Origin of the sequence: Belliella buryatensis (assembly GCF_900188245.1) — a bacterium.
Taxonomy (GTDB): domain Bacteria; phylum Bacteroidota; class Bacteroidia; order Cytophagales; family Cyclobacteriaceae; genus Belliella; species Belliella buryatensis.
In genome coordinates, this window is the sequence record NZ_FZOK01000005.1 from 73,089 (window position 1) to 95,207 (window position 22,119).

At 36.7% G+C, this 22,119-nt stretch carries 26 protein-coding genes; 13 read left to right on the top strand and 13 right to left on the bottom strand.

All coding sequences use genetic code 11. From position 1 onward, the window contains the following. Together CHB66_RS06360 and CHB66_RS06365 are read right to left on the bottom strand one after the other, a co-directional pair. Entirely contained in the window at positions 1–1,383 is a 1,383-nt protein-coding gene (locus tag CHB66_RS06360) for an amidohydrolase family protein (RefSeq protein WP_089239147.1), read from the bottom strand. 12 nt (positions 1,384–1,395) lie between these two features. Continuing rightward, positions 1,396–3,102, bottom strand: a complete 1,707-nt coding sequence (locus tag CHB66_RS06365) for an amidohydrolase family protein (protein ID WP_089239149.1) — start codon at positions 3,100–3,102, stop codon at positions 1,396–1,398. A gap of 241 nt (positions 3,103–3,343) precedes the next feature. Between CHB66_RS06365 and CHB66_RS06370 the strand changes: the two genes are divergently transcribed. The 11 genes from CHB66_RS06370 to CHB66_RS06420 all read left to right on the top strand — a co-directional run bounded on the left by CHB66_RS06370 (position 3,344) and on the right by CHB66_RS06420 (position 10,756). Next, positions 3,344–3,715: a response regulator transcription factor gene (locus CHB66_RS06370; protein ID WP_089239151.1), complete on the top strand. Its 372-nt coding sequence runs from the start codon at positions 3,344–3,346 to the stop codon at positions 3,713–3,715. Between the two features lie 214 nt (positions 3,716–3,929). Then, on the top strand, positions 3,930–4,910 hold the full coding sequence (locus CHB66_RS06375; protein ID WP_141107376.1) for a HEAT repeat domain-containing protein: 981 nt from the start codon (positions 3,930–3,932) through the stop codon (positions 4,908–4,910). Continuing rightward, a complete protein-coding gene (locus CHB66_RS06380; RefSeq protein WP_245812675.1) occupies positions 4,888–6,345 on the top strand; it encodes a glycosyltransferase family 2 protein in 1,458 nt (485 codons plus the stop codon). Before CHB66_RS06375 ends, CHB66_RS06380 begins: the two co-directional genes overlap by 23 nt. A 1-nt stretch (position 6,346) precedes the next feature. Continuing rightward, positions 6,347–7,615, top strand: a complete 1,269-nt coding sequence (locus tag CHB66_RS06385) for a YaiO family outer membrane beta-barrel protein (protein ID WP_089239155.1) — start codon at positions 6,347–6,349, stop codon at positions 7,613–7,615. Between the two features lie 10 nt (positions 7,616–7,625). After that, entirely contained in the window at positions 7,626–8,000 is a 375-nt protein-coding gene (locus CHB66_RS06390; protein WP_089239157.1) for a response regulator transcription factor, read from the top strand. Between the two features lie 11 nt (positions 8,001–8,011). Further along, positions 8,012–8,554, top strand: coding sequence for a class I SAM-dependent methyltransferase (locus tag CHB66_RS06395; RefSeq protein WP_089239159.1), 543 nt, complete (start codon positions 8,012–8,014; stop codon positions 8,552–8,554). A 4-nt stretch (positions 8,555–8,558) separates the two neighbouring features. Beyond that, entirely contained in the window at positions 8,559–8,822 is a 264-nt protein-coding gene (locus CHB66_RS06400; protein ID WP_245812676.1) for a DUF3253 domain-containing protein, read from the top strand. A gap of 122 nt (positions 8,823–8,944) precedes the next feature. Further along, positions 8,945–9,517 carry a peptide-methionine (S)-S-oxide reductase MsrA gene (gene msrA / locus CHB66_RS06405; RefSeq protein WP_170932447.1) on the top strand — a complete coding sequence of 191 codons (573 nt, stop codon included), beginning with the start codon at positions 8,945–8,947 and terminating at the stop codon, positions 9,515–9,517. A 79-nt stretch (positions 9,518–9,596) separates the two neighbouring features. After that, positions 9,597–10,100, top strand: coding sequence for a DUF4920 domain-containing protein (locus tag CHB66_RS06410; RefSeq protein ID WP_089239163.1), 504 nt, complete (start codon positions 9,597–9,599; stop codon positions 10,098–10,100). Continuing rightward, positions 10,093–10,515: a hypothetical protein gene (locus tag CHB66_RS06415; RefSeq protein WP_089239165.1), complete on the top strand. Its 423-nt coding sequence runs from the start codon at positions 10,093–10,095 to the stop codon at positions 10,513–10,515. Before CHB66_RS06410 ends, CHB66_RS06415 begins: the two co-directional genes overlap by 8 nt. A 4-nt stretch (positions 10,516–10,519) precedes the next feature. Further along, positions 10,520–10,756 (top strand): hypothetical protein, encoded by a 237-nt coding sequence (locus CHB66_RS06420; RefSeq protein WP_089239167.1) that lies wholly within the window; start codon positions 10,520–10,522, stop codon positions 10,754–10,756. A gap of 37 nt (positions 10,757–10,793) precedes the next feature. Here the strand turns inward: CHB66_RS06420 and CHB66_RS06425 are convergent, their stop codons facing one another. The 3 genes from CHB66_RS06425 to CHB66_RS06435 all read right to left on the bottom strand — a co-directional run bounded on the left by CHB66_RS06425 (position 10,794) and on the right by CHB66_RS06435 (position 13,506). Then, the gene (locus CHB66_RS06425; RefSeq protein ID WP_089239169.1) at positions 10,794–11,693 is read right to left on the bottom strand and encodes an HAEPLYID family protein; all 900 of its coding nucleotides are present in this window, start codon (positions 11,691–11,693) and stop codon (positions 10,794–10,796) included. 93 nt (positions 11,694–11,786) lie between these two features. Then, on the bottom strand, positions 11,787–13,031 hold the full coding sequence (locus CHB66_RS06430; RefSeq protein ID WP_089239171.1) for a hypothetical protein: 1,245 nt from the start codon (positions 13,029–13,031) through the stop codon (positions 11,787–11,789). A gap of 97 nt (positions 13,032–13,128) precedes the next feature. After that, on the bottom strand, positions 13,129–13,506 hold the full coding sequence (locus CHB66_RS06435; protein ID WP_212668445.1) for a hypothetical protein: 378 nt from the start codon (positions 13,504–13,506) through the stop codon (positions 13,129–13,131). Between the two features lie 118 nt (positions 13,507–13,624). Between CHB66_RS06435 and CHB66_RS06440 the strand changes: the two genes are divergently transcribed. Continuing rightward, positions 13,625–14,014, top strand: coding sequence for a DUF983 domain-containing protein (locus CHB66_RS06440; protein ID WP_076499465.1), 390 nt, complete (start codon positions 13,625–13,627; stop codon positions 14,012–14,014). On the opposite strand, the gene CHB66_RS06445 is transcribed toward CHB66_RS06440, so the two are convergent. From CHB66_RS06445 to CHB66_RS06470, 6 genes are all read right to left on the bottom strand, one after another. Beyond that, positions 14,015–15,253 (bottom strand): glutamate-5-semialdehyde dehydrogenase, encoded by a 1,239-nt coding sequence (locus CHB66_RS06445; RefSeq protein ID WP_089239173.1) that lies wholly within the window; start codon positions 15,251–15,253, stop codon positions 14,015–14,017. Further along, positions 15,246–16,346, bottom strand: coding sequence for a glutamate 5-kinase (gene proB / locus CHB66_RS06450; protein ID WP_245812677.1), 1,101 nt, complete (start codon positions 16,344–16,346; stop codon positions 15,246–15,248). The genes CHB66_RS06445 and proB overlap by 8 nt, the downstream gene beginning before the upstream one ends. Positions 16,347–16,408: 62 nt before the next feature. Then, positions 16,409–17,413 (bottom strand): magnesium/cobalt transporter CorA, encoded by a 1,005-nt coding sequence (gene corA, locus CHB66_RS06455; protein WP_089239175.1) that lies wholly within the window; start codon positions 17,411–17,413, stop codon positions 16,409–16,411. Between the two features lie 4 nt (positions 17,414–17,417). Next, the gene (locus CHB66_RS06460; RefSeq protein WP_089239177.1) at positions 17,418–17,792 is read right to left on the bottom strand and encodes a response regulator; all 375 of its coding nucleotides are present in this window, start codon (positions 17,790–17,792) and stop codon (positions 17,418–17,420) included. Positions 17,793–17,988: 196 nt separating this feature from the next. After that, positions 17,989–19,617 carry a chaperonin GroEL gene (gene groL / locus CHB66_RS06465; RefSeq protein ID WP_089239179.1) on the bottom strand — a complete coding sequence of 543 codons (1,629 nt, stop codon included), beginning with the start codon at positions 19,615–19,617 and terminating at the stop codon, positions 17,989–17,991. 43 nt (positions 19,618–19,660) lie between these two features. After that, a complete protein-coding gene (locus CHB66_RS06470; RefSeq protein WP_076499235.1) occupies positions 19,661–19,939 on the bottom strand; it encodes a co-chaperone GroES in 279 nt (92 codons plus the stop codon). 221 nt (positions 19,940–20,160) lie between these two features. Between CHB66_RS06470 and CHB66_RS06475 the strand changes: the two genes are divergently transcribed. Further along, positions 20,161–20,868, top strand: coding sequence for a hypothetical protein (locus tag CHB66_RS06475; RefSeq protein WP_089239181.1), 708 nt, complete (start codon positions 20,161–20,163; stop codon positions 20,866–20,868). Positions 20,869–20,917: 49 nt separating this feature from the next. Here CHB66_RS06475 and secG read toward each other — a convergent pair whose 3' ends face one another. Both secG and CHB66_RS06485 read right to left on the bottom strand, forming a co-directional pair. Further along, positions 20,918–21,307: a preprotein translocase subunit SecG gene (gene secG / locus CHB66_RS06480; protein ID WP_089239183.1), complete on the bottom strand. Its 390-nt coding sequence runs from the start codon at positions 21,305–21,307 to the stop codon at positions 20,918–20,920. Positions 21,308–21,317: 10 nt separating this feature from the next. Then, complete coding sequence (locus tag CHB66_RS06485; protein WP_089239185.1) at positions 21,318–22,115, bottom strand: hypothetical protein; 798 nt, start codon at positions 22,113–22,115, stop codon at positions 21,318–21,320. Between the last annotated feature and the right edge of the window lie 4 nt (positions 22,116–22,119).

The window sequence follows — 22,119 nt, forward strand, 5'->3', positions numbered from 1 at the left end:
TTAATGTGAGTGCTGGAAAAGGCTTCTTCCAAAGTTATTGAAGAAGAAATCCACCCCATGCATACAGTTGTGATCATGTTCTTTGAGGAAAATAGGTTCTACAGTTTCATTGGCACTAACACGAAGTCTCATATCATCCTGATCATCATTGATGTCAAAATACTTCACACCATCTACAAATGTCATTTGTGGAATTGCATAGACTGATAATGGGTGTCCTTCGAAGATTACCAAGTCGGCTTGCTTACCTTCTTCAATAGATCCCACCTTGTCAGCGATTCCCAGCTGCTTAGCAGGATTGATCGTGATCAATGCCAATGCTTGATCATCACTAAGCTGACCATAACGTTGCGTTTTGGCAGCTTCATGGTACAAGTGGCGAATCAATTCACCTGAATCAGAATTGATAGAAGTGATCACATTGTTTTCAGTCAAAATCGCAGCATTGTAAGCAGTAGAATAATACACTTCAAACTTATAAGCCCACCAATCCGCAAATACAGAAGCGCCCATGGTATATTCCGCTAATTCAGGAGCCACTTTGAATCCTTCGTTCACGTGTGAGAATACAATATTGGTGATTCCAAAATCTCTACAAGTGTTGATCAACGCATAGATTTCATCAGCTCTGTAGGAGTGACAGTGGATGATGACTTTTCCGTCAAGGATGTCTACTAGGGTCTGAAGTCTTTCGTCATACTTTGGTGGAATAGGTGTAGCATCTTTTTGCTTCAATGCATTATTATATGTCTCCCATACTTTTTTGTATTGTAGGGCTTCATTGAAGCCATTTCTGATGACTGCTTCCACGCCCATTCTTGTTCTTGGTTGGATATTTTTACCTCTACCGTGAACTCTTGTTGGGTTTTCTCCTAGGGCAAACTTGATAGTTCTAGGAGCATCTTTCATGAAAAGATCCTCAGGATTGAATGTTCCGTATCTGTGTTTGAGCGTGATATTTTGACCTCCAATAGCATTAGCGGAACCATGCATGGCGTGTGAGATTGTAACACCGCCGGCCAAAGATCTATAGAGCCCAATGTCGTAAGGATCTACTACGTCTGCCATTTGGACTTCTGATGTGATCGGAGCAGTTGCTTCATTGACCGCATCCAGAGCTACATGGGAGTGAGCATCGATGATACCAGGCATCACATATTTACCTTTGGCATCTATGATGGTCACATTATTAGCAGAGAGTCCTTTGCCAATTTTTTTGATGATTCCATTTTCTACCAAAACATCAGTATCCTCAAGCGTTCCTTGAGTTACTGTAAGAACGGTAGCATTTTTAATTAAAACAGATCCTTTTTGAGTTTGACCCATGGTTGGCATCCAAACCATGATCAAAAATGCGGCTATAATACTATTCAGCTTTTTCATTTTGAGATAGGTTTAGAAGTTTGAATTATTTGGTTTTTTAGTGGCATTGAGTGGAAAGCTACCGAAGTTGCCAAGAGACATTCTTCCTGTAAACTTATCATCTGTGATATCACCTTTGACATCTACGTTGAGGTCCATTCCACCAGCAGACACATCAAAAGTGAAGCTTAGATTGCCATCTACAAGCTTGATGTCTTTCATGTCTGCTTGGGCAGTACCATTACCTGTGGGATCATCAAAAGTTATCGTCCCTTTCAAATTTGATCCACTTCCTTCTATCTTCATCAAGCCTCCAGAGCTTCCAGCTGGGGTGTCTGATACATACTCCCAAGTACCAGCCAATGCAGATGCTCCAGATGGATTGCCACCATTTCTGTTACCATTGCCATTTGCTGCTCTTTTAGGCTTTACTTCATAATCATATACATAGCCATCCGCAATCACATGCTTCACTTGTGCATCTTCCGTGAAAATTGGAGCTGTCATCACGACCATATTTGCCAATTTGCCTTTCTCTAAAGTACCAGCAAACTTCTGAATGCCTAGATTTTGTGCATTATTTACTGTCAAGGCAGCTAAAGCGGCATTTTCGCTCAAGCCATTATCCATCATGATTTTGATGTTTTTCATCATATCTCCTGCCTTGGCTCCTGTAGTAGTAAAGCCAAACTTGATACCTTCTTTTTCTAGTATAGCTGCTTGTTTTAGTGCTTTTTCATAGGCTTCTTTCACTCGTGCTGTTCTGGCGATATACTCGTCAGTTGCATCATCTTTTGCTTTTGTTTTGTCTTCAGGTAGTGTGAGTGCAAGCAAGATAGTCGCATTGGCAGCTTTGATTTCATTAATTACATTTTCTACTTCTGTGACTCCAGATAAGATAATTTTGAAACCTAGTTCTTTTTGCAATCTCAAGGCTCTTCTAAGCTCAAGGTCATTGGAAACATCGAATATGACTGGGATATTTTTATCCAAAACTGGGAACATAGCCTGATAAGTTTTATTTATTTCAGGTCTGTTCAAACCAGTATTTGAGGCGAAGAGTCTCGTATGTGTAGATGACAATTCAGCATTTTTATAAACATCTCTAAATTTAGCCATCACACCAAGAGGTGTTCCAGGATACATACCTCTAGAACCTCTGAATCTTGCACTTAGCGCAGTGTTTTGAGCCAAAACATTAGTAGATTCACCACTACCGAAGACTACGATGGCTGATTTTCCAGAGATCATTCCTCCATCAGGAATAGATTGTGCTACTGTAAATCCGACTTTTCTCCAGTCCGATATGGCATTGTTACCCATATCAAGGTAATCCAATACTGATCTCCATGGTGTAATTCCTGCCTGTTCGTCGGTAGGGTTAGAAGAATCAAAGTTAGATGGTCTTTCTGGCTCAGCCGGTCTGCTGACTCCTGAGGTACTCGCACCATCGATAAATCCAGGGTAGATGAACAGGGAATCCCCATTGATGACATCTGTCCCTACTGGAATGTTGACATTTGTTCCGACAGCTTGGATAAGCCCGTCTTTGAATAAGATAGTGGCACCCTTTATGGTGTTGCCAGGAGCAGTTGTAATCGTTGCATTTTTGATTGCATAGGAGCTAGTGACTCTCCTATTTCCACTAGGATCACTTTGAGCCTGAACCTGTGAATTAGCAATGAAAAATGCGGCTACAATAACACTACTCAGTAACTTGATTTTTGTACTGATTTTCATTCTATAGATTGATGATTAGTTGATTTTTTCAATCTTGTAAGCTAGCAAAAGATTTTTTTTAGAAAAATTTTTATTTTTTTTTCAGCATAAATATGTTAGGAACGGCAAATATCTGAACTTGTAAATCATATTCATACCTGTATAATTTTTCCAATAAAAATTGCATTATTTAGGAGTATTGATTGTGATTTTTTTAAGCCAAAAACCTCGTATATTTCGATATCACCTATAGAAAAACACCATGAAAAATGTATTGATTATTGAAGATGATAAGCTAATATCTAGTTTGGTTCAGTTTAGATTGAAGAAGGATGGCTATCAAGTAACCAGTGTCGAAGATGGGTTGGCTGGCATAGACGCAATTGATAATCAGTTTCCTGATTTAATTATTACTGATGTCATGATTCCATTCATGAATGGTCTTGAAATTATTAATCATGCCAAAAGAGTTAAACCAGGCATTCCAGTAATAGTTTTAAGCTCTTTAGGTGAAGAGGAGAGTACCGTTTTGGAAGCATTTACAAATGGAGCTTCTGATTTTATTCCTAAGCCATTCAAACCGAATGAACTTTCTTTCAGAGTGAAGAAATGGTTAAAAAATTCTTATAATTGAAATATAAATCTTAAAATAAAGTCTGTGGTTTTGTTTGACCATAGACTTTATGTTTATATTTCGACTTATGAACCTTTATCTTATTCACCCAGTTTTCGGAGTTAAAATACCGCTTTTTGCCTTGAACGATTATTTATGGTTTGATTCATCCATTGATTTATTACTGTTATTTCTTTTAGGCTTATTTGCATTTGTTTTATTGTTTCTTTTTCGTTTGAAGCGAAAAAGACTGATCCTAGAGGATCAAGAAAAAGTAACTCAATATAAAATCTATGGATTTTTCTCATCTATTTTATTTGAAGAATCGCTATCAGAAGAGGATTTTAATCGACAAGTAGAAAAATTCAAAAAGAAAATTCCATTCAAAAAAAGGTGGTGTAAAGAACTTCTGATTGAGAACATCATAGATCTAGACAAAAATCTTAAAGGCAATCAAAAAGAAATTTTGATCAAAGCTTATTTACAGTTTGGTCTGTTTACTTATATGAAAAGCCTTTTAGAAACGGGTAGGTGGTATTACATTAGCAAAGCCCTATATTATTGGAGAGAATTGGGCTACGCGCCTAGTGCAAAGGCAATATACCCGTTTGTTAAGCATAAAAACATGCAAATCAGGACTGCAGCACTTTTAGCCTACATTTCCTTGTCAGAAGAAGATCCCTTGAAGATTTTGGAGGATTATGCTGATTTTATAAGTCCTATAGACGAATTGAAATTGATAGATATCATACAAAGAAAAAAAATCAAAAAGCCATCTCAACTAGAGCAATGGTTAGATTTTGATATCCCGACTCATGTGGGGTTTGTTTTGAAATTGGTATCTCATTATAATGCCCTTGAGTATAAGGATAAGGTATTAGAGCTACTAGAAAGCGAAAATGAACACATTAGGAAAAGTGCTTTGGATGTAGTAAAAAAACTGTATATATCTGAGGCTGAAAGTATACTTATCAAATTGTATGATAATGAAAGTGAAGAGATTAAAATCAGTATGATAGAGGCACTTTCTGATATTGGGTCTTCAGAATCAGAAGCCTTTTTGTATGAAATAGTAAAATCTCAAAGTAGGTCTGAGATTTTATTGGCAGCTATGGAAGGATTGAAGAAATTAGATTCTGACTATTTCCAAATGGAATATGCCACCGATTCTGTTTTGGCTGCAGTAAAAAAACATGTACTTGATCCCCATATTTGATATGCTACTTGATTATTTTAAAATTTTGATGGAGTATTACGAGGCATTTATTTTGTTTTACTCGACCTCTTATTTGTCTCTCTACGTTGTATTGGCCTTTTTGGCCTTCTTAGCTATAAAAGATTACAACAACAATAAGTATTTTTTTAAGGATGATATTTTAGTGAAGTCCAATCATGTTGTTGGGGTTTCTATAGTGGCACCAGCCTTCAATGAAGCATTGAGTATTGTCCACAATGTGCGGTCTTTGATGAATCTGAATTACCCCAAATTCGAAGTTGTTATAATCAATGATGGGAGTACAGATGATACATTACAAAAATTAATTGATGAGTTTGAATTGGTTAAAGTTGACTTTTTTTACGAAGCTAAAATTGAAACTAAACCTGTCAGGGGTCATTATAAATCTTCTAACCCAGTCTACTCGCATTTATTGGTTGTCGATAAGGAAAATGGTAAAAGTAAGGCAGATGCTTCTAATGCAGGAATCAACTCGGCAAAATATCCACTTTTTATCTGTACGGATGTAGATTGTATTTTGAGAAATGACACCATCATGAAACTTGCAAAACCTTTTATGGAGTCTGACCATAGAATCATTGCAACTGGAGCAGCCTTGAGACCATCAAATTCTTGTACTGTAAAAGATGGTTTCTTAGTAGATGTACAGTTTCCAGACAATTGGTGGGCGAGCTTTCAAGAATTAGAATACATCAGAGCTTTTCTTTTTGGAAGAATGGCTTGGGGTCAAATCAATTCCTTGCTCTTAGTATCAGGAGGCTTGGGGATGTTTGATCGGGAAATAGTGATCAAAGTAGGAGGGTACTGGCATAAGTCTCTTGGCGAGGACATGGATTTGATATCTCGTATGAGACAATATATGCACGAGCAAAAGGAGAAATTTAAAATTCTATACATACCAGAAACATTGTGCTGGACTGAAGTGCCATCTACCAGAGCAGTATTATTAAGACAAAGAGTACGGTGGGCGCGTGGATTGATCCAAACTTTGACTATTCATAGAAAAATGTTTTTCAACCCTAAATATGGTAAAACTGGCTTTATAGCTATGCCCTATTTCTTTTTCTTCGAGTTTATTGTTCCTATTTTAGAGATTTTGGGATTGATTACCATTATATTGAGTATCATATTCTTAAATGTAAATACAATAGTTATTTTAAAATTGATCTTGGCTGTTTATTTGTTTTATTTGACAATAACTATCATTTCTGTGCTACTTGATGAATGGTTCAATAAGTACTATAGGTCAAGAATGGATTTATTTAAATTGGTGTTAAAAGGTGTCATAGAGCCATTTACTTATCATCCATTTGTGGTATTTGCAGCATTGAAAGGCTATTGGCATTTCTTTACCAATAAAGAACAAAAATGGGGAAATATGCAGAGAACTGGATTCCAGACGAAAAAGAAGTAATATGAAAACAAATATCAAGGTCTATTTTTGTCTCTTATTAATTTTAGCATCATTTGAAGCTACCGCTCAAAAGATTGATACTGATAGCTTATTGGTTCAAGCTTACAAAGAGTTCAATGAAAAAAATAATTCTAATCAGGCCAAAAAGTTAGCCTGGCAGGCAATTGCTATTGCTCCAGATTATCTAGATTTTCATGTGCTTTTGGGTAGGATACATCAGCGAGCTTCAGATTTGGATAGTGCGAGCTTTTACTTCAATTATGTTTTGGAACGCAATAAAGCATATGAAGAGGTTTATGGGTATATCATTCCAATTGAAATTTCAAGACAGGATTTTGAAAAGGCTAAGTTTTGGATAGATGATGCCAAATCATCAGGTCTACCTTTAGGCCCTTTACTCGGATTTGAACATCAGATCTTGATTGAGCGAGGAGATCAGAGAGTAGAGTATGATTTTCTGAAAAATCTCTTGGAGCAGTATCCTGATCAATCTACTTTCAGACAAAGATTTAATCTGCTCGATTCACGTTTCAACTCAGATAGAGTTGGGCTGACTTACAGTTTGACTGGTTTTGATAGAGATGGGGTAGGCCCTTGGCATTTAGCAGGAGCCCAGTACATCAGAGAGAGAGAGTGGGGAAGTCTTATCGGTAGGGTAAACTATGCAGATCGATTGAGTAGTGGAGAATCGATTACCAATGGTTTTCAATATGAATTAGAGTCTTACTTTTTTACTGGAAAAATGTCTTATTCTTATGTAGGTGTAGCTTACAGTGATGCTATCGTATTTCCTAATTGGAGATTAGGCTATTCGTATTACAAGAACTTCATCAATGGATGGGAAGGTGAATTGGGCTTGAGGTATACTAAGGTAACTCCACCCGAAGGTGACAGGGTTTTCAGATCCGGAATCATTGGAATTGGTAAATATGTAGGATCTTATTGGATTAACTTGAGGACCTTTATTCAAAATGAAGAAAGCAGTATTTACCCTGCATTTACATTGACAACTCGCTATTTCTTTGGTGGGAGGTTCGATTATTTCACCTTTATTGCTGGCTATGGTACTTCCCCTGACGAGCGTACTACGCTTGGTCAGTTTGAGAACAGAGTTGCCCTCGATTCCTATCGAGCTGGCGCAGGCTACTATAAGACCTTCGGAAAAAAGGTGTTGTTTGGCTTACAGTTTATGTACAATTATCAAGAATTTTCTCCTGGTGTCACCCAAAGTGAATTTGAAGGCACATTGAACCTTCAATACAGATTTTAAAGCTAGAAAAATGGAAGAGTTGAGTAAATATAAAATTGTATTGATTGAAGATGATGAGTTGATTCTGAAGATGACGGAATACAAGCTCAAGCAAGAGGGATTTAAAATTTATATTGCTAAAGATGGAGACAGTGGGATAAAGGCTATACGAATGTATAAGCCTGATCTAGTGATTACAGATATCATGCTGCCTTACAAATCAGGTCTTGAGGTTACCCACTTGTCAAAAAAAGAGTTTCCAAATATTCCAATTTTGATTTTGTCTTCTCTTGGAGATGAAGAGAGTGCGGTTGATAAAGCTTTTAGTTTAGGAGCTGATGATTTTATTTCTAAACCTTTCAATCCAAGTGAGCTGGTGTTAAGAATAAAAAGATTTTTGATTTGAAATAGTAAATAATGGCCAATTTAAAATTAATAAAAGAGCTTTTCACAAATATCTCAACCACTGGAGCAGTGACATTCAGTTCCAAACCTTTGGTAGATAAAATGCTTTCTTATGCGAATTTTAATGGAGCCAAGGTAATCGTAGAATTAGGTGGAGGAGATGGGAGTATAACACAAGGTATAGTAGCTCGGATGGACTCTGATGCGAAGCTTTTAGTATTTGAAATCTCCGCGAAGTTTTGTAAGAATCTAGAAAAGTTATTCCCTCAAGAAAATGTCATCATCATCAATGACTCGGCAGAACATATAGATCGATATCTTCATGGAGAAAAAGCTGATTTGATTCTATCTTCCTTGCCATTTAGCTTGATACCGAAGGTAGTTAGAAATCAGATCTATCAAAAAAGTAAAAACTCTGTAGCGGAATCAGGAAAATTCATACAGATCTGTTATTCCTATATGCTTAAATATCAGTTTGCAGATTATTTCCCTAACATCAAGACTACATTTACACTTAAAAATTTTCCGCCTGTTTTCATCATGATTTGTAATTGATGTTTTGAGATATCCTACTGACATACCGATTCTAGAATTGGCGATTTTGGAGATGGGAAGATTGCAGAGAGGAAAAACCTTTTGTCCTTCAGAGGTTGTTAGATGGATTTTTCCCGAAGCTTGGAGTTACTTTATGGATGAAGTCAATGAAGAAATGATGCGGCTGTATCAAGAGGGTAAAATCATTGTCACTCAGAGCGGAATTCCTGTTGATCCTTTACTAAAACCCAAAGGTCCTGTTAGAATTATGCTGAAAAATCAAACTTAGCTGATCGATTTGTGGTTACTTAGAAAAAGTAAGCCCATATGAATCGAATCATATTATTAAGCATTTGGAGTATCTGCTCTTTTTTCAATTTCTCAATAGCACAACAGCAAAATTCAAAATCCATGAAAAATCTACCCAGTACACAAGCCGAAGCCCCCGAAGGCATGGAATTAGCTACATTAGGATCGGGTTGCTTTTGGTGTATTGAAGCCATCTATTTGGATCTTGAAGGTGTAGAAGGAGTACAGTCTGGCTATAGCGGTGGGCATGTTGATAGGCCAAGCTACAGACAAGTAACATCGGGAACCACAGGGCATGCAGAAGTGATACAGTTTGCTTATGATCCCAAAATTATATCTTTTGAAGAGATTTTAGAGATCTTCTGGGCTACACATGATCCTACTACCCTCAACCGTCAAGGTGCTGATGTGGGGCCTCAATATCGCTCAGCTATATTTTATCATTCAGAGGAACAAAAAGACGTTGCTACTTACTACATGAAGAAATTAGATGAATCAGGAGCTTTTCCAAGGCCTATTGTTACAGAAATAACTCCGTTCACGAATTTTTATGTTGCGGAAGATTACCATCAGAATTATTACAATGACAATGGTACGCAACCTTATTGTCAATTTGTAATCAAGCCAAAGGTCGAGAAGTTCAAGCAAGTATTTGCTGATAAACTCAAAAAGTAAATAAAAATATCTTTTTAAGGAATCTGAGAGATTCATATATTCTACTTAATTTTAGAGTCTTATAAAAAAACCTAAACTCATGAAGAAAATATCAATTCTTGTATTGGCGTTGATGCCATTTTTGTTCTCTTGCAATTCTGGAAATGAATCTAAAGATGAAATTGAAGAAGAAGTAACTTCTCCGATAGTTGGAAATTTTGGTGCTCAAGTTGATGAAGTGGAGATTCTTACTTTATCCCAGATGTATGAAAGCTTATTGGCAGAGGGGGAGTTTGAAGGGAAGGTTGTAGGTGAAATCAAAGAGGTCTGTACAAAAAAAGGCTGCTGGATGACTTTAGATCTTCCCAATGGTGAGACTATGCGTGTAACTTTCAAAGATTACGGCTTTTTTGTACCACTTAATTCTCAAGGTTATCCAGTGATTATAGAAGGAGTAGCTACAAGATCAGTCACTGACGTAGCCACTTTAAAGCATTATGCAGAAGATGCTGGCAAATCTCAAGAAGAGATTGATGCCATCATAGCTCCGAAAGAAGAATATGCATTTGAAGCTGTAGGAGTGATTATCAAGGACAATGCTTAAGTATTTCTCTCAATTTATTTTTGTTTCAGTTGTGTTAATTTCTTGCCAAAAGCAGGAAAATGCAGTAGAGACAATTCAATATCCAAATCAAGATGCTCCATTGGCACTTTTGATGCGTGACATGTTCTTAGATTTGGAGCAAATAAAAGAGGAAATCACAGATGGAAATAAAATCAAATCTTATCTTAAAAAGCATCAAGAGCTGTTAACAGCAAAGCCTACTGATCCTAAAGTAAAAACAGAACAGTTCAATACTATGGGGATGGCATATCTTGCTAATCTTCGGGCTTTGGAGGAAAGTAGTGAAGAAGCGCTCCTAGATAATTATAAATCTGTAGTAAGTACCTGCTTAGCTTGTCATACGAGTTATTGCCCGGGTCCAGTCAAAAGAATCAACTTATTGAAATTGGATTAAAAATATGGCTATTGCACTGGATAACCTTCGTGTAGGGAGGGTATATGAATTTAGGAATATGGGTGAAGTTAGGAAGTTGGAAGTCATTGCCAGATTATCTGGCGCCAATTTCAGAGTAAAAGATTTGGATACTACAGAATTCTACACCACGGAAGAATTACTTAGATGGGGTAGAGGTCAAGATTACGAGCTAGATGAATGCCTAGAGACTGGTAAAGGAATCGTTCCGAAGCGATTTTAAAACAAAACAGCCCTTGAATTTTCAAGGGCTGTTTTGTTTAATGGAATGTCTTGAACCCTGGTTCGTAAATAATCCTAACAAAAGAGCTCATACTTCTATCCGCGCCACTTACAGGAATTCCTGTGACAATACCTACCATCAAGTTTTCAGCCAACCCTACACGCATCTGAGGCCTTAAGACTCCAATAAACTCGTTGTTGTGAAATTCTTTATTGAACTCTACGCCTATGAAATTTCTAGTTCCAGAGATCATGTAGTGGAAGTTGGTATGCACTTCGTAGGTGAGTTCAGCTTTTTGGTTAAACACTTTTTCTACCCTAGGTCCTGTGTAGACTAGCGTATGGTAATTGCTCCCCCACCTTTTGGCAGCTATAAAAAATGGATTGTAGATATTTCCTTTAAAAATATCCCCATTTCCAATTCTATTGAGATCTACGAATTCAAATTCGTGGATATAACCTAATGCCAGTGAAGTTTTTGCTTTTTCGGATACTAAGAAGGACCATTGTGTTGCCAGTTTTAATGATTCTACCCGATTGGATGGCCTTTCGAGATCTGTTGATAATTCCCCTCGGGCTGAATACATAGTAACAGGCACCTCTATCTCAAAACCTAAACGATCAATAGGAGCCCATTCATATTCCACCAGAGCTTCGTATTCGTCAAACCCTCTTTTATCAGTCATACCGAAGCCAAGGTTCCATTCTTTTTCCCCTTTTCGGGCTCCAAGATCACGGATGAGATCTATATACAGCGGTTCAGCGTGAAGTACCTTTGGTTTTTGACTAGGTTTGACCTCTTCAAACTCTGCTAAGAAGATACTGTCTAGCAAAATTCTCTCTTGCTTAATGCTGTCGACTTCTACCTCTACTTCTTGAGCGAGTGAGACAGCGTACAATAAATTAAATATTAATAATAGTGTGGCTAATTTTTTCATTGGTTCTATAAAACTGATTACAAAGTTGAATATTTTTCTCACATAAAGAAAAATCAAATTAGAAGTGCTATTATTAATTTTTGTTAATTCAAATTAGAATATAAACCCAAGTCCAAATTCAACTCTATCAGCTTCATCAAACATGGTTTTACTTAGATTTTTTCTGAACTGATAATTACCCTTGATTACGAGATTTTTTCGAGGGCGTAGATTGGCCCCTATACTTATTATTTCTAGGTTTTGTCTGTTGAAATTTCGGTTTTCAAAACTGCTGACAATTGAGGCATGTGTGTCTAGTCTTTCATATCTTAGCCATAAGGGTAGTTTCCAAGATGAGTTGGTATTGACCAGTGAAAATAAATCCCATCTAGCTTCAGTATAGTATCCAAATGTTTCTGAACCGATGATTTGATTATCAAAAAGAAAAATTTTATCTGTCTGCGTGGTGTTACCTCTTATAGCCAAAGCAAACAGAGAGAAATTCCCTAAGTCATAACCAGCAAATCCTGAAATCATTTTTATAATTGGATTGAAAGCGTCTCCTGTGGGCGTGCTCTGTCCTCTACCTGCATTCCCATAATATCCAGAAATTCCAAGTTTCGTTTGTTCATTTCCCACAAATTCCAACTTAAAATTACTTGCCCAAGATTCTGGTATCGCAACTTGATGGTACCTACCTCTTCGAATCCAAGTACCTTCATTCATATTAGAAGCATCTAGTCCTTTAGTAAGACCAATGTTGTATTCAATTTGATTTTTTAGGATGTTCCCATAAAACATTATTCCTGTCTCTAACCATTGAGTCGGAATGATAATTCTCTCCACTTCAGGTCTATTAACTGAATAAAAAGCGATGGGCTCTTCATTAATGTTGGTATAGCCGATTGGAATTGGATAGTTACCTACTCTAACATTAAATTCTCTTGCGAACAAGTAATCTACGATCCACTCGAAATTGAATTCAGTCCCATATTCTCTAAATCCATCGTGGAGAAATTCAGCTTGAATTTCAGAGTTAAAGATTAGCTTATCTGTAATTTTGTATCCGAAATATACACCAAGTCGGTAAAGGTTGCTGTAATAAAGCTCTAAATCTTCTGATCTATTTTTTTCTCCCAAATAACCTACCGTATTGATTTCAGTGAACCCGCTGATGGAATATCTTCTATCGGCATGGTAAATCTTGGAAGCAGCATTAGCGAGACCTGGTTGTTTAATATATTTTAGCTCTTCTATTAATTTATTATTAGTATTTGTTGTGTCTGAGTCTTGTGCATAATTAAAGCTAGTGGTTAAAAATGTAACCACTATGCCCACAATAAGCATAGGCGTTTTCATGAGTCTTTATTTTGATCAATTAGATGATAAATGAAAATCCTAAGTAAATAATGCCTACTTAGTATTTCCTTAAGTTTATTGAAAAAAGCGATATTGATCAAAAAAATTTGGGAGGAGGAGAAGTTGGTTCTCCTTCAGTATTTAAAAGAGAATCTAAATAGAAGCAATTTAATTTTAGAACTTCTATGGTGTGTTGTTTTTCAAAGTTAACTTCAGTTGGAAAAAATGCCAACTTGATATCACCAAGCTGTCTTTTTTCATGAGGAACTTCTGTATCAGGTATAGTTTCTTCATCCATATCTAAAAAGTACTCTAAAAACACTTCGGCAAGCGTATCAATTGGATCTTGATTGATCAGTAGATTGGTATCGATAACAGAAGCTTGGTAAAAATTTGCTGTTAAATTGATGAAATTCAATAACAGCAAATAAGTGATTGACTTTGTGATAAAATGTTTCTTGATACTCAATAACATGGTGCAAATATAAGTATTGATTTCAAAACATCCCATTATCCTGAGTTATGGATTCAATGTGATTTAAATCACTTGCCAAATATTATAATATCGTATCTTTGATCAAATTTCAAGGATTATGAGTCAAAAGAGTTTGGGAGCAGCAATGCTTCAAGGGAATTGTCCAAGATGCAGAGAAGGGAATATTTTTCCAACATCTATGTTGAGTTACCGAAAGCTGTCTGATGTACATCAGCAGTGTCCAAACTGCAAAGCAGTACTTACTCCTGAACCTGATTTTTTTTATGGAGCCATGTACATCAGCTATGCGTTTTCAGTTGCTTTGGTTGTCAATGTTCTGATTATTCTCAATTATTTCTTTGATGACCCCGATCTTTGGGTTTATGCTGTTACGGTTTTGGTATCCAATATTATTCTGCTACCAGCCATGCAGCGATACTCTAAAGTACTTTACTTGTATGGAGTAGGTAAGTTGTCCTTTGATCCACATTGGAATCAAAAAGGCTGATTACCTGATTTGGCCTTCTCCTCTTATGATCCATTTATAACTGGTGAGTTCAGCTAAGGCCATTGGCCCTCTAGCGTGCAGCTTTTGGGTACTGATTCCGATCTCAGCGCCCATACCAAATTGATTCCCATCTGTAAATGCCGTGGATGCATTGGCATAAACTGCCGCTGCATCTACCATTTGCAGGAAATAATCAATGTTTTCGGAAGATTCGCTAATGATGGCCTCACTATGCTTGGAGCTGAATAGATCAATGTGAGCGATTGCCTCTTCTATATTTGAAACTGTCTTGATGGCCATTTTTAAGGAAAGAAATTCAGTTCCAAAATGATGGGCTTCAGCTTTCGAAACTAAAGGATGATCGCCGATGACCTTATAAGAAAAATCATCTGCAAAGACCTCAACATTGGACGCGAATATATCAGTTAATAAGGACCTCAAATCATTCAATCTACTATGATGAATAATCAGACAGTCTAAACTATTACATACACTTGGTCTTCTGGTTTTAGCATTGGTAATAATGGATTTTCCTTTGTGCAAGTCGGCAGTTTCATCAAAATAAGTGTGCACTATGCCAGCTCCAGTTTCAATCACAGGTACTTTTGAGTGTGTTCTTACATAATTTATCAAGCCTTGACTGCCTCTTGGAATGATAATGTCTACATAACCGACAGCTTCTAGTAAAGCAATTGTTGATACCCTGTCTGGAGGTAATAGTAGAAAGGCCTCAGCTGGTAAATCAAACTCCTTTAAAGTCTCCTGGATGATATTCATAATGGCTTTGTTCGATTCTGAAGCATCAGAACTTCCTTTGAGCACTAAGCCATTCCCAGATTTCAAAGCAATACAGAACACATCAAAAGTCACGTTTGGTCGAGCCTCGTAGATTACTCCAAGCACGCCAAGAGGCACACTTACTTTTTTTAAATGTAAACCATTGTCAAGGACTTTCTCTTCTATTATTTTTCCCAAAGGGGAGGGTAGAGCGGCTACTTGGATGATTTCCTTTGTAATCGATAAAATTCGATCATTAGTCAAGAGCAATCTATCATACTTTGGATCAGTAGGATCCATTTTAAGTAAATCTTTTTGGTTAGCTGCAAGTATTTCCTTTGAGGCCTTCAGCGTGTTTTCAGCAAGTTTTTCTAATACATGCTTTACCAACGTAGCGTCTAATAACGCTAGCTTTTTAGCTGAGCGCTTTAGTTCTTTAAAATGTGTTTGTAAATTATTCATTACCAAAAATGTAAAGGTAATTGTAATGTATTAATGGCTTCTGATTTTTAAGACCTACTTTTTCTACAGCCACTTTAGAGGAATATTCAGCTCTTCCTAACCCAATGGTTCTGCCTGTATCATCTGAAATCCTAAGGATGTCACCTTTGTCAAAATTTCCAGATATCTCAATGATACCTACAGGGAGTAAACTGCTGATTTTTTGTTGTGTCAATGCGAGTCTTGCACCTTCATTTATTTTGACGGCTCCCTTATAGTAATTAATACCATGGGCCAACCACTTTTTAGAACTCTGCTTGGCTTTTTGTGGCTGAAAGTAAGTACATTTAGCAGTTCCATTTTGGATTTGACTGATGATTTTTTTAGTTTTTCCATTCGCTATAAAGACCTGAATTCCCAGATTTGCAGCTTTTGATGCCATATTGAGTTTGGTGAGCATACCACCTCTACCGAATGAAGATTTGGAGGCCGTAATAAAATTGCTGAGATTTTTGTCATGATGATGAACGATTCGAAGTATTTCAGAACCTTCATCATCAGGATGTCCAGTGTAAATTCCATTCACATTGGTAAGCAAAATCAAAGTATCAGCATCAACCATTGCAGCGGTTAGACTGGCAAGTTCGTCATTGTCTGTGAACATTAGCTCTGTAATAGCTACTGTATCATTTTCATTGACAATAGGAATGACACCTTGATCCAAAAGTCCAAGAAGACAATTTTTCATATTGAGAAAATGCTTTCGATCTCTGAAATCCTCCTTTGTTACAAGTATTTGAGCGACTTGAAGTGAGTATTTTTGGAATATAGATTTATAAGTCTTGATCAATTCAATCTGTCCAGTAGACGCCCAGATTTGTTTTTTGATCACTGGATTTATTTTTTCCGGCAAATTAATTTCTTTACGTCCAAAGGCGACCGCACCTGAGCTGACCAGAATGACTTTGACTCCTGAACTTCTAAGAAGTGCTATTTCAGCTGCCAATTGTTTCATTCTAGCAAAGTCAGGATTACCATCATTTGCAGTCAAGACATTTGAACCGATTTTGATTATGCAGAATTTGATAGGTTTCATCTTAATATTGTGAATCATCACAATATTAGATATTTGATTATTGAATATAGAGCAAAAAACTATTTTCTATAAAAAGATGATTAAAACCAGCGTTTTCTTTTGAAATAATACATCATCATCAAAGAAACTACTAAAAAGAATATCCAGCTACTGAGATATCCATACTTCCAATTGAGTTCAGGCATGTATTCGAAGTTCATACCATAGACCCCTGCTATGAAAGTAAGGGGAATAAAAATCGTGGCAATGATGGTCAATGTTTTCATGACCTCATTTTGCTTGAGGCTGATGTTGGTCATAAAAATCTCCACTAGTGTAGTGATAGACTCCCTTTGCATTTCTAAGTTTTCAATGATTTCTACAGCACTTTCATAGACATCATTGATAAAGGGTGCTGAGCGCTTGGTAATAAAAGGACTGTCTGACTTTCTCCATGCGGAAACTAATTCTCGTGTCGGCCAGATTATTTTTTTGATCTCCTGAAGACTTTTTCTTTGTTTGTATATATCTGCTAAATGTACTTTTTTTAAATCATTGATGATGTCATCTTCCAGTTTTTCTGTTTGGTCACTGATCAACTCGAGAATCACATAATACTGATCAAGAATTGCATCGAGTAAAGTATAGACAAAATAGTCCGTGCCATACTTTCTCATTTTCCCATTAGGGTTTTCGAGTCTTGTGCGGATTGGATCAAAGATGTCATATTCATTTTCTTGGAAAGTTATGACCACATTTTTATTAAAAGCGATGCTGATTTGTTCTATTTCAAGTTGATCAATATTGCTTTTGGTATACAGCATCTTGGAAACAATCAGGATAAAATTATCAAAATCCTCTAATTTAGGCCTTTGCTCAGTATTATCAATGTCATCTAATGCTACTGGATGAAGATCAAAATAGGCACAAACATCTAGAAAAACACCTTCTTGATTACTCTTGTGGACATTTAACCAATATTTCTTATCACTTCCTAAAATAGACTCAAGCTCGTCTAGGTTTTTGAGATGATGTTTTTCAAAATGATTTTCTGAAAAAGTATAAAGCTCGAGACTTCTATGAGATGTGGAAGAGTTGGAGCTCATGTTCTTAAAGAATATTTTTAAACTTATCTGGGGTGAGTGGCTTTTCTATAAAGCCTTCAACACAGTTATATTGCTTTGCTTTTTGCCTATCCTGAAAATCAATTGAGCTGGATAACATGATAATTCTGTCACCTCTGCTTTCGAATTTCTGACTGTAATGGTTAAGAAAATCCCAACCATTCATGACTGGCATATTGATGTCTAACAAAATGAGTGTTTTTTCATCAGAATTGAGTTGGTCTATTCGTTCGAGTGCTTTTTCAGCTTCTAAAAATTCTTCTACTTGTTCTGCGACTTCCAATTTCGAAATCAATCGCTTGTTGATCAAATTGTTAATCGGATCATCATCTACTAAAATAATGGAATAAAACTGATGCATTAATTTATCGCTGATAAAAGTTATTTAATCATTGGATATACGTGTCCTAAATTACAATTATAATCTTATGATAAAAATAGAATGTTTGTGTTTTTCCTTCAATAATTTAAGTTTTAGATACAAACTGCTTGAAAATCAAAATAAAAAGAGGAATCATGTGATTCCTCTTTTATAAAATTTACATGAACGGATGATATTACATCATACCACCCATTCCTCCACCGCCCATTGGAGGCATTGCAGGACCTTCTTCTTTTACATCAGCTACCACACATTCAGTGGTCAACAACAATGCAGCTATAGAAGCAGCGTTTTCCAACGCCAATCTTGTTACTTTAGTTGGATCAATGACACCTGCTTCGAACAAGTCTTCATAGACATCTGTTCTTGCGTTATAACCGAAGTGACCAGTGTTTTCTTTAATTCTGTTTACTACTACAGAACCTTCACCGCCAGCATTTTCTACAATTGTTCTCAAAGGAGCTTCAATTGCCATTCTGATGATATTGATACCAGTGTCTTGGTCTTCATTTTCACCTTTCAATGAATCCAAAGAGGCAGCAGCTCTTACCAAAGCAACACCACCACCTACGACGATACCTTCCTGAACAGCAGCTCTAGTGGCATGTAATGCATCATCTACTCTGTCTTTCTTTTCTTTCATTTCTACTTCCGTAGCAGCACCTATATATAGGATCGCTACACCTCCTGAAAGCTTAGCAAGTCTTTCTTGAAGTTTTTCTTTGTCGTAGTCTGAAGTTGTTTTTTCGATTTGAGATTTGATCTCAGAAATTCTAGCTTTGATCGCATCAGGATCGCCAGAACCATTTACGATGGTAGTATTGTCTTTATCAATATTTACTTTCTCGGCAGTACCAAGGTAGTCTATAGTAGCATTTTCTAGTTTATAGCCTCTTTCTTCGGAGATTACTGTACCACCCGTCAAGATTGCGATATCTTCAAGCATTGCTTTTCTTCTATCACCGAATCCTGGAGCTTTTACAGCAGCTACTTTGAGTGCACCTCTGATTTTGTTCACAACCAATGTAGCCAATGCTTCACCATCTACATCCTCAGCGATGATTACCAAAGGTCTTCCCGCTTGGGCTACTGGCTCGAGTACTGGAAGCAATTCTTTCATTGAAGAGATCTTCTTGTCATAGATCAAGATGTAAGGTCTCTCCAGTTCTGCTTCCATTTTCTCTGTGTTGGTAGTGAAATATGGAGAAAGGTATCCTCTGTCAAACTGCATACCTTCTACAGTTCTCACTTCAGTTTCAGTACCTTTTGCTTCTTCTACGGTGATTACACCATCCTTACCCACTTTCTCCATAGCGTCAGCGATCATTTTGCCGATTTCGTCATCACTATTAGCTGAGATCGTAGCTACTTGTTGGATTTCCTTAGAGGTAGAGATTACTTTGGAGCTAGCTTTCAATGAAGCGACCACAGACTGTACTGCCTTGTCAATTCCTCTTTTTAAATCCATTGGGTTAGCACCGGCTGCTACATTTTTGATACCAGCATTGAAGATCGCTTGAGTCAATACAGTAGCAGTAGTAGTACCATCACCTGCATTGTCAGCAGTTTTAGAAGCTACTTCTTTGACAAGCTGAGCACCCATGTTTTCGATTGGCTCAGCCAACTCGATTTCTTTAGCTACAGATACACCATCTTTAGTAATCGTAGGCGCTCCAAATTTTTTGTCTATGATGACATTTCTCCCCTTTGGCCCAAGGGTTACTTTCACTGCGTTAGCCAGGGCATCCACTCCTTTTTTGAGTTGGTCTCTGGCATCTGTGTTGAAAAATAGTTGCTTTGACATTTTTTAGATTCTTTTAAGGTTTTTGATTGTTTGAAATAGATGATTAAAGAATAGCAAAGATGTCGGCTTCTCTCATAATCAAGAAGTCTTTGCCCTCTACTGAAAGCTCAGTACCAGCATACTTACCATACAATACAGTATCACCTACTTTGACAGTCAATGGTTCATCTTTTTTACCACTGCCCACGGCTACAACTGTACCTTTTTGAGGTTTTTCTTTTGCTGTATCCGGAATGTACAATCCTGAAGCGGTTTTTTCTTCAGCTGCAGCAGGCTCTACCAGAACTCTATCTGCAAGAGGCTTGATGTTGACTTGTGACATAATTATTAGTTTTAATTAAGGTTATTTCAAAATTCTTACGTGCTCCAATACTCAGTTTTTATGCCAATCATTTTAGCTATAATAAGTATGACATAAAGTCTTAAATTCAGTCGAGATCACCTGTCAGTAATGGATATTAGATAACTATGAACTGTCAAATTTTCAATCTATTCTTTTTTGAATGTCAGTTTTTTCTTAAATTTTAAACAAATCTGAACTGTATGAAAACACTATCTGAAAATTGGATCACAGAAGGATGGATTGATTTTGAATACAAGAGATATTTGCTCCTAGCTTACCTTCAAGATGTAGGTGTCAATTTCCAGCAAGTAAAATTGTATCCTCCATTAGCCGACTTGATTCACCATTACAGCAAATTGAAATCATTTGCTGAGAATAAGGATCAGCTCAGATCCTCTTTTCCTAAACTTCTGGAAAGTGCTGATCTCAAGGAGATGAAATTCAATTATAAGCCCATTTTCTTTGATGATGAGACTATGAAACAACTTGAGGAAATTGTAGCTTATGCATTGCCTCGATTCAAAAATCATATTGAAGAAGGGAAGAGTATTTATGATTTTCTTGAGAGTGAAATGTCGCTAGAACCAGTGGGGATTTCTCCGCTATACCAAAAAGAAGGATATTTGATGCTTACCCAAGAGAATGTGAAGGACATAGCAGTTTATAAATATAAAATCAGCCTCTTCCAAAACAGTATAGATCGATTCAAAGGTGTAATGCTACAATTTATTAAGAATGTCAGAAGTTCTCTGGTCAATACTGTGGAGCAGATCAAGTTGAATTTGATCAAGGAATACCAAGACCTGCCTAATCCTGCTACTTATAGAATTCATTCCAAATATCAGATTCCTTTGCAAGAAAGTATGATTCCCATCAGTAAAAGGCTCTTATTGAAAAATGTAGAATAAAAAAAGCTCTCCTTTTCAGGAGAGCTCTATAAATTTAAATTTTTATCATTTAATTTTCTTCAGAACCTTCACCTTCTACTGGAAGCTGGACACCCTCTACTTCGGTAGGAGTGGTAGGAAGAAGGGATTCACCGCTCTCGCTATTATCAAACTGAGGAGTAATGATTTGTCTTTTTGCATTCTCAATATTTGGAGAGCTGAAAGAGTCCACACTTGATGAAGTGTAAAATGCAGAAGAAACCAAGGATAAAACCAAGATAGCAATAGCTAATACCCAAGTTGATTTCTCAAGGATATTTCCTGTTTTGGTAACACCCATAATCTGGGAAGCACTTCCACCAAAAGCAGCGCCTACACCACCTTTTGAGTTTTGTGAAAGGATGACCAAAACCAATAAAACTGCCAATACAATTATAATGCTGATAAGTACGGTAAACATATTTTAAATTTTAATCTTCTAATTCTTTTATCAAGTCCGCAAAGTAAGTGCTTTTATTTGGAAATTTCACCATCAATTTTTGATAAATTTCTTTGGCTTTTCCTTTCTTACCTTGCTTAATCAGTAATTTAGCAAAAGACTCTGAGAGAATATTTGGATTGAGTTGTGTGCTTTTTTCGGAAAGGTCTTCTTGCTTTTGTACGCTTTCGATTTCTTTGATAGTTGCAAGTTTGATTTCCTTTTTGCTAAATGCTTTGATAATATCTATTTGTTCTTTCTTTTTGACATCTACGATCTCTTTTTTCTCTTTTCTTTTGATCGTTTCTATCAGGTCATCTGCTGCACCTGCTCTTTTTTTACGTTTTGGCTTTTTGGTTTTTTCTGTCTCTTCAGATTCTTCCTTCTGTTTGGAAGTCAGCTCCTCTCCGAGTTTTTTCAATAAGCCAGCTCTCTGTGTTGGGTTTTCTTCTGGACTTGGTTTGGGGATCAGTTCTGCATCTTCCTCAACTTCTTCTTTTTCTGAAAGTGTTTTTTTGTCAGAAGAGGGATTGTTCGGTCTTGAATCTGGAAGTATTAATCTTTCTTCAAGTAACTTTTTCAACCAAGCCCTATTGGGACTACTGATTGCCGCCCATGCAAGGAAATCTTTGGATTGACCTTTAGATTTTTGATGCTCATATTTTGCCAACAAAACATTCGGAATCTGAAAATAGGGGAAATTTTCATGCAGTTTTACAAGTTGATTAACTTGCTCTTTGCTGAGTTGATCTCCGTGCTTGATGATATCCAAAAATTGTTCTGCGTTCACTGTC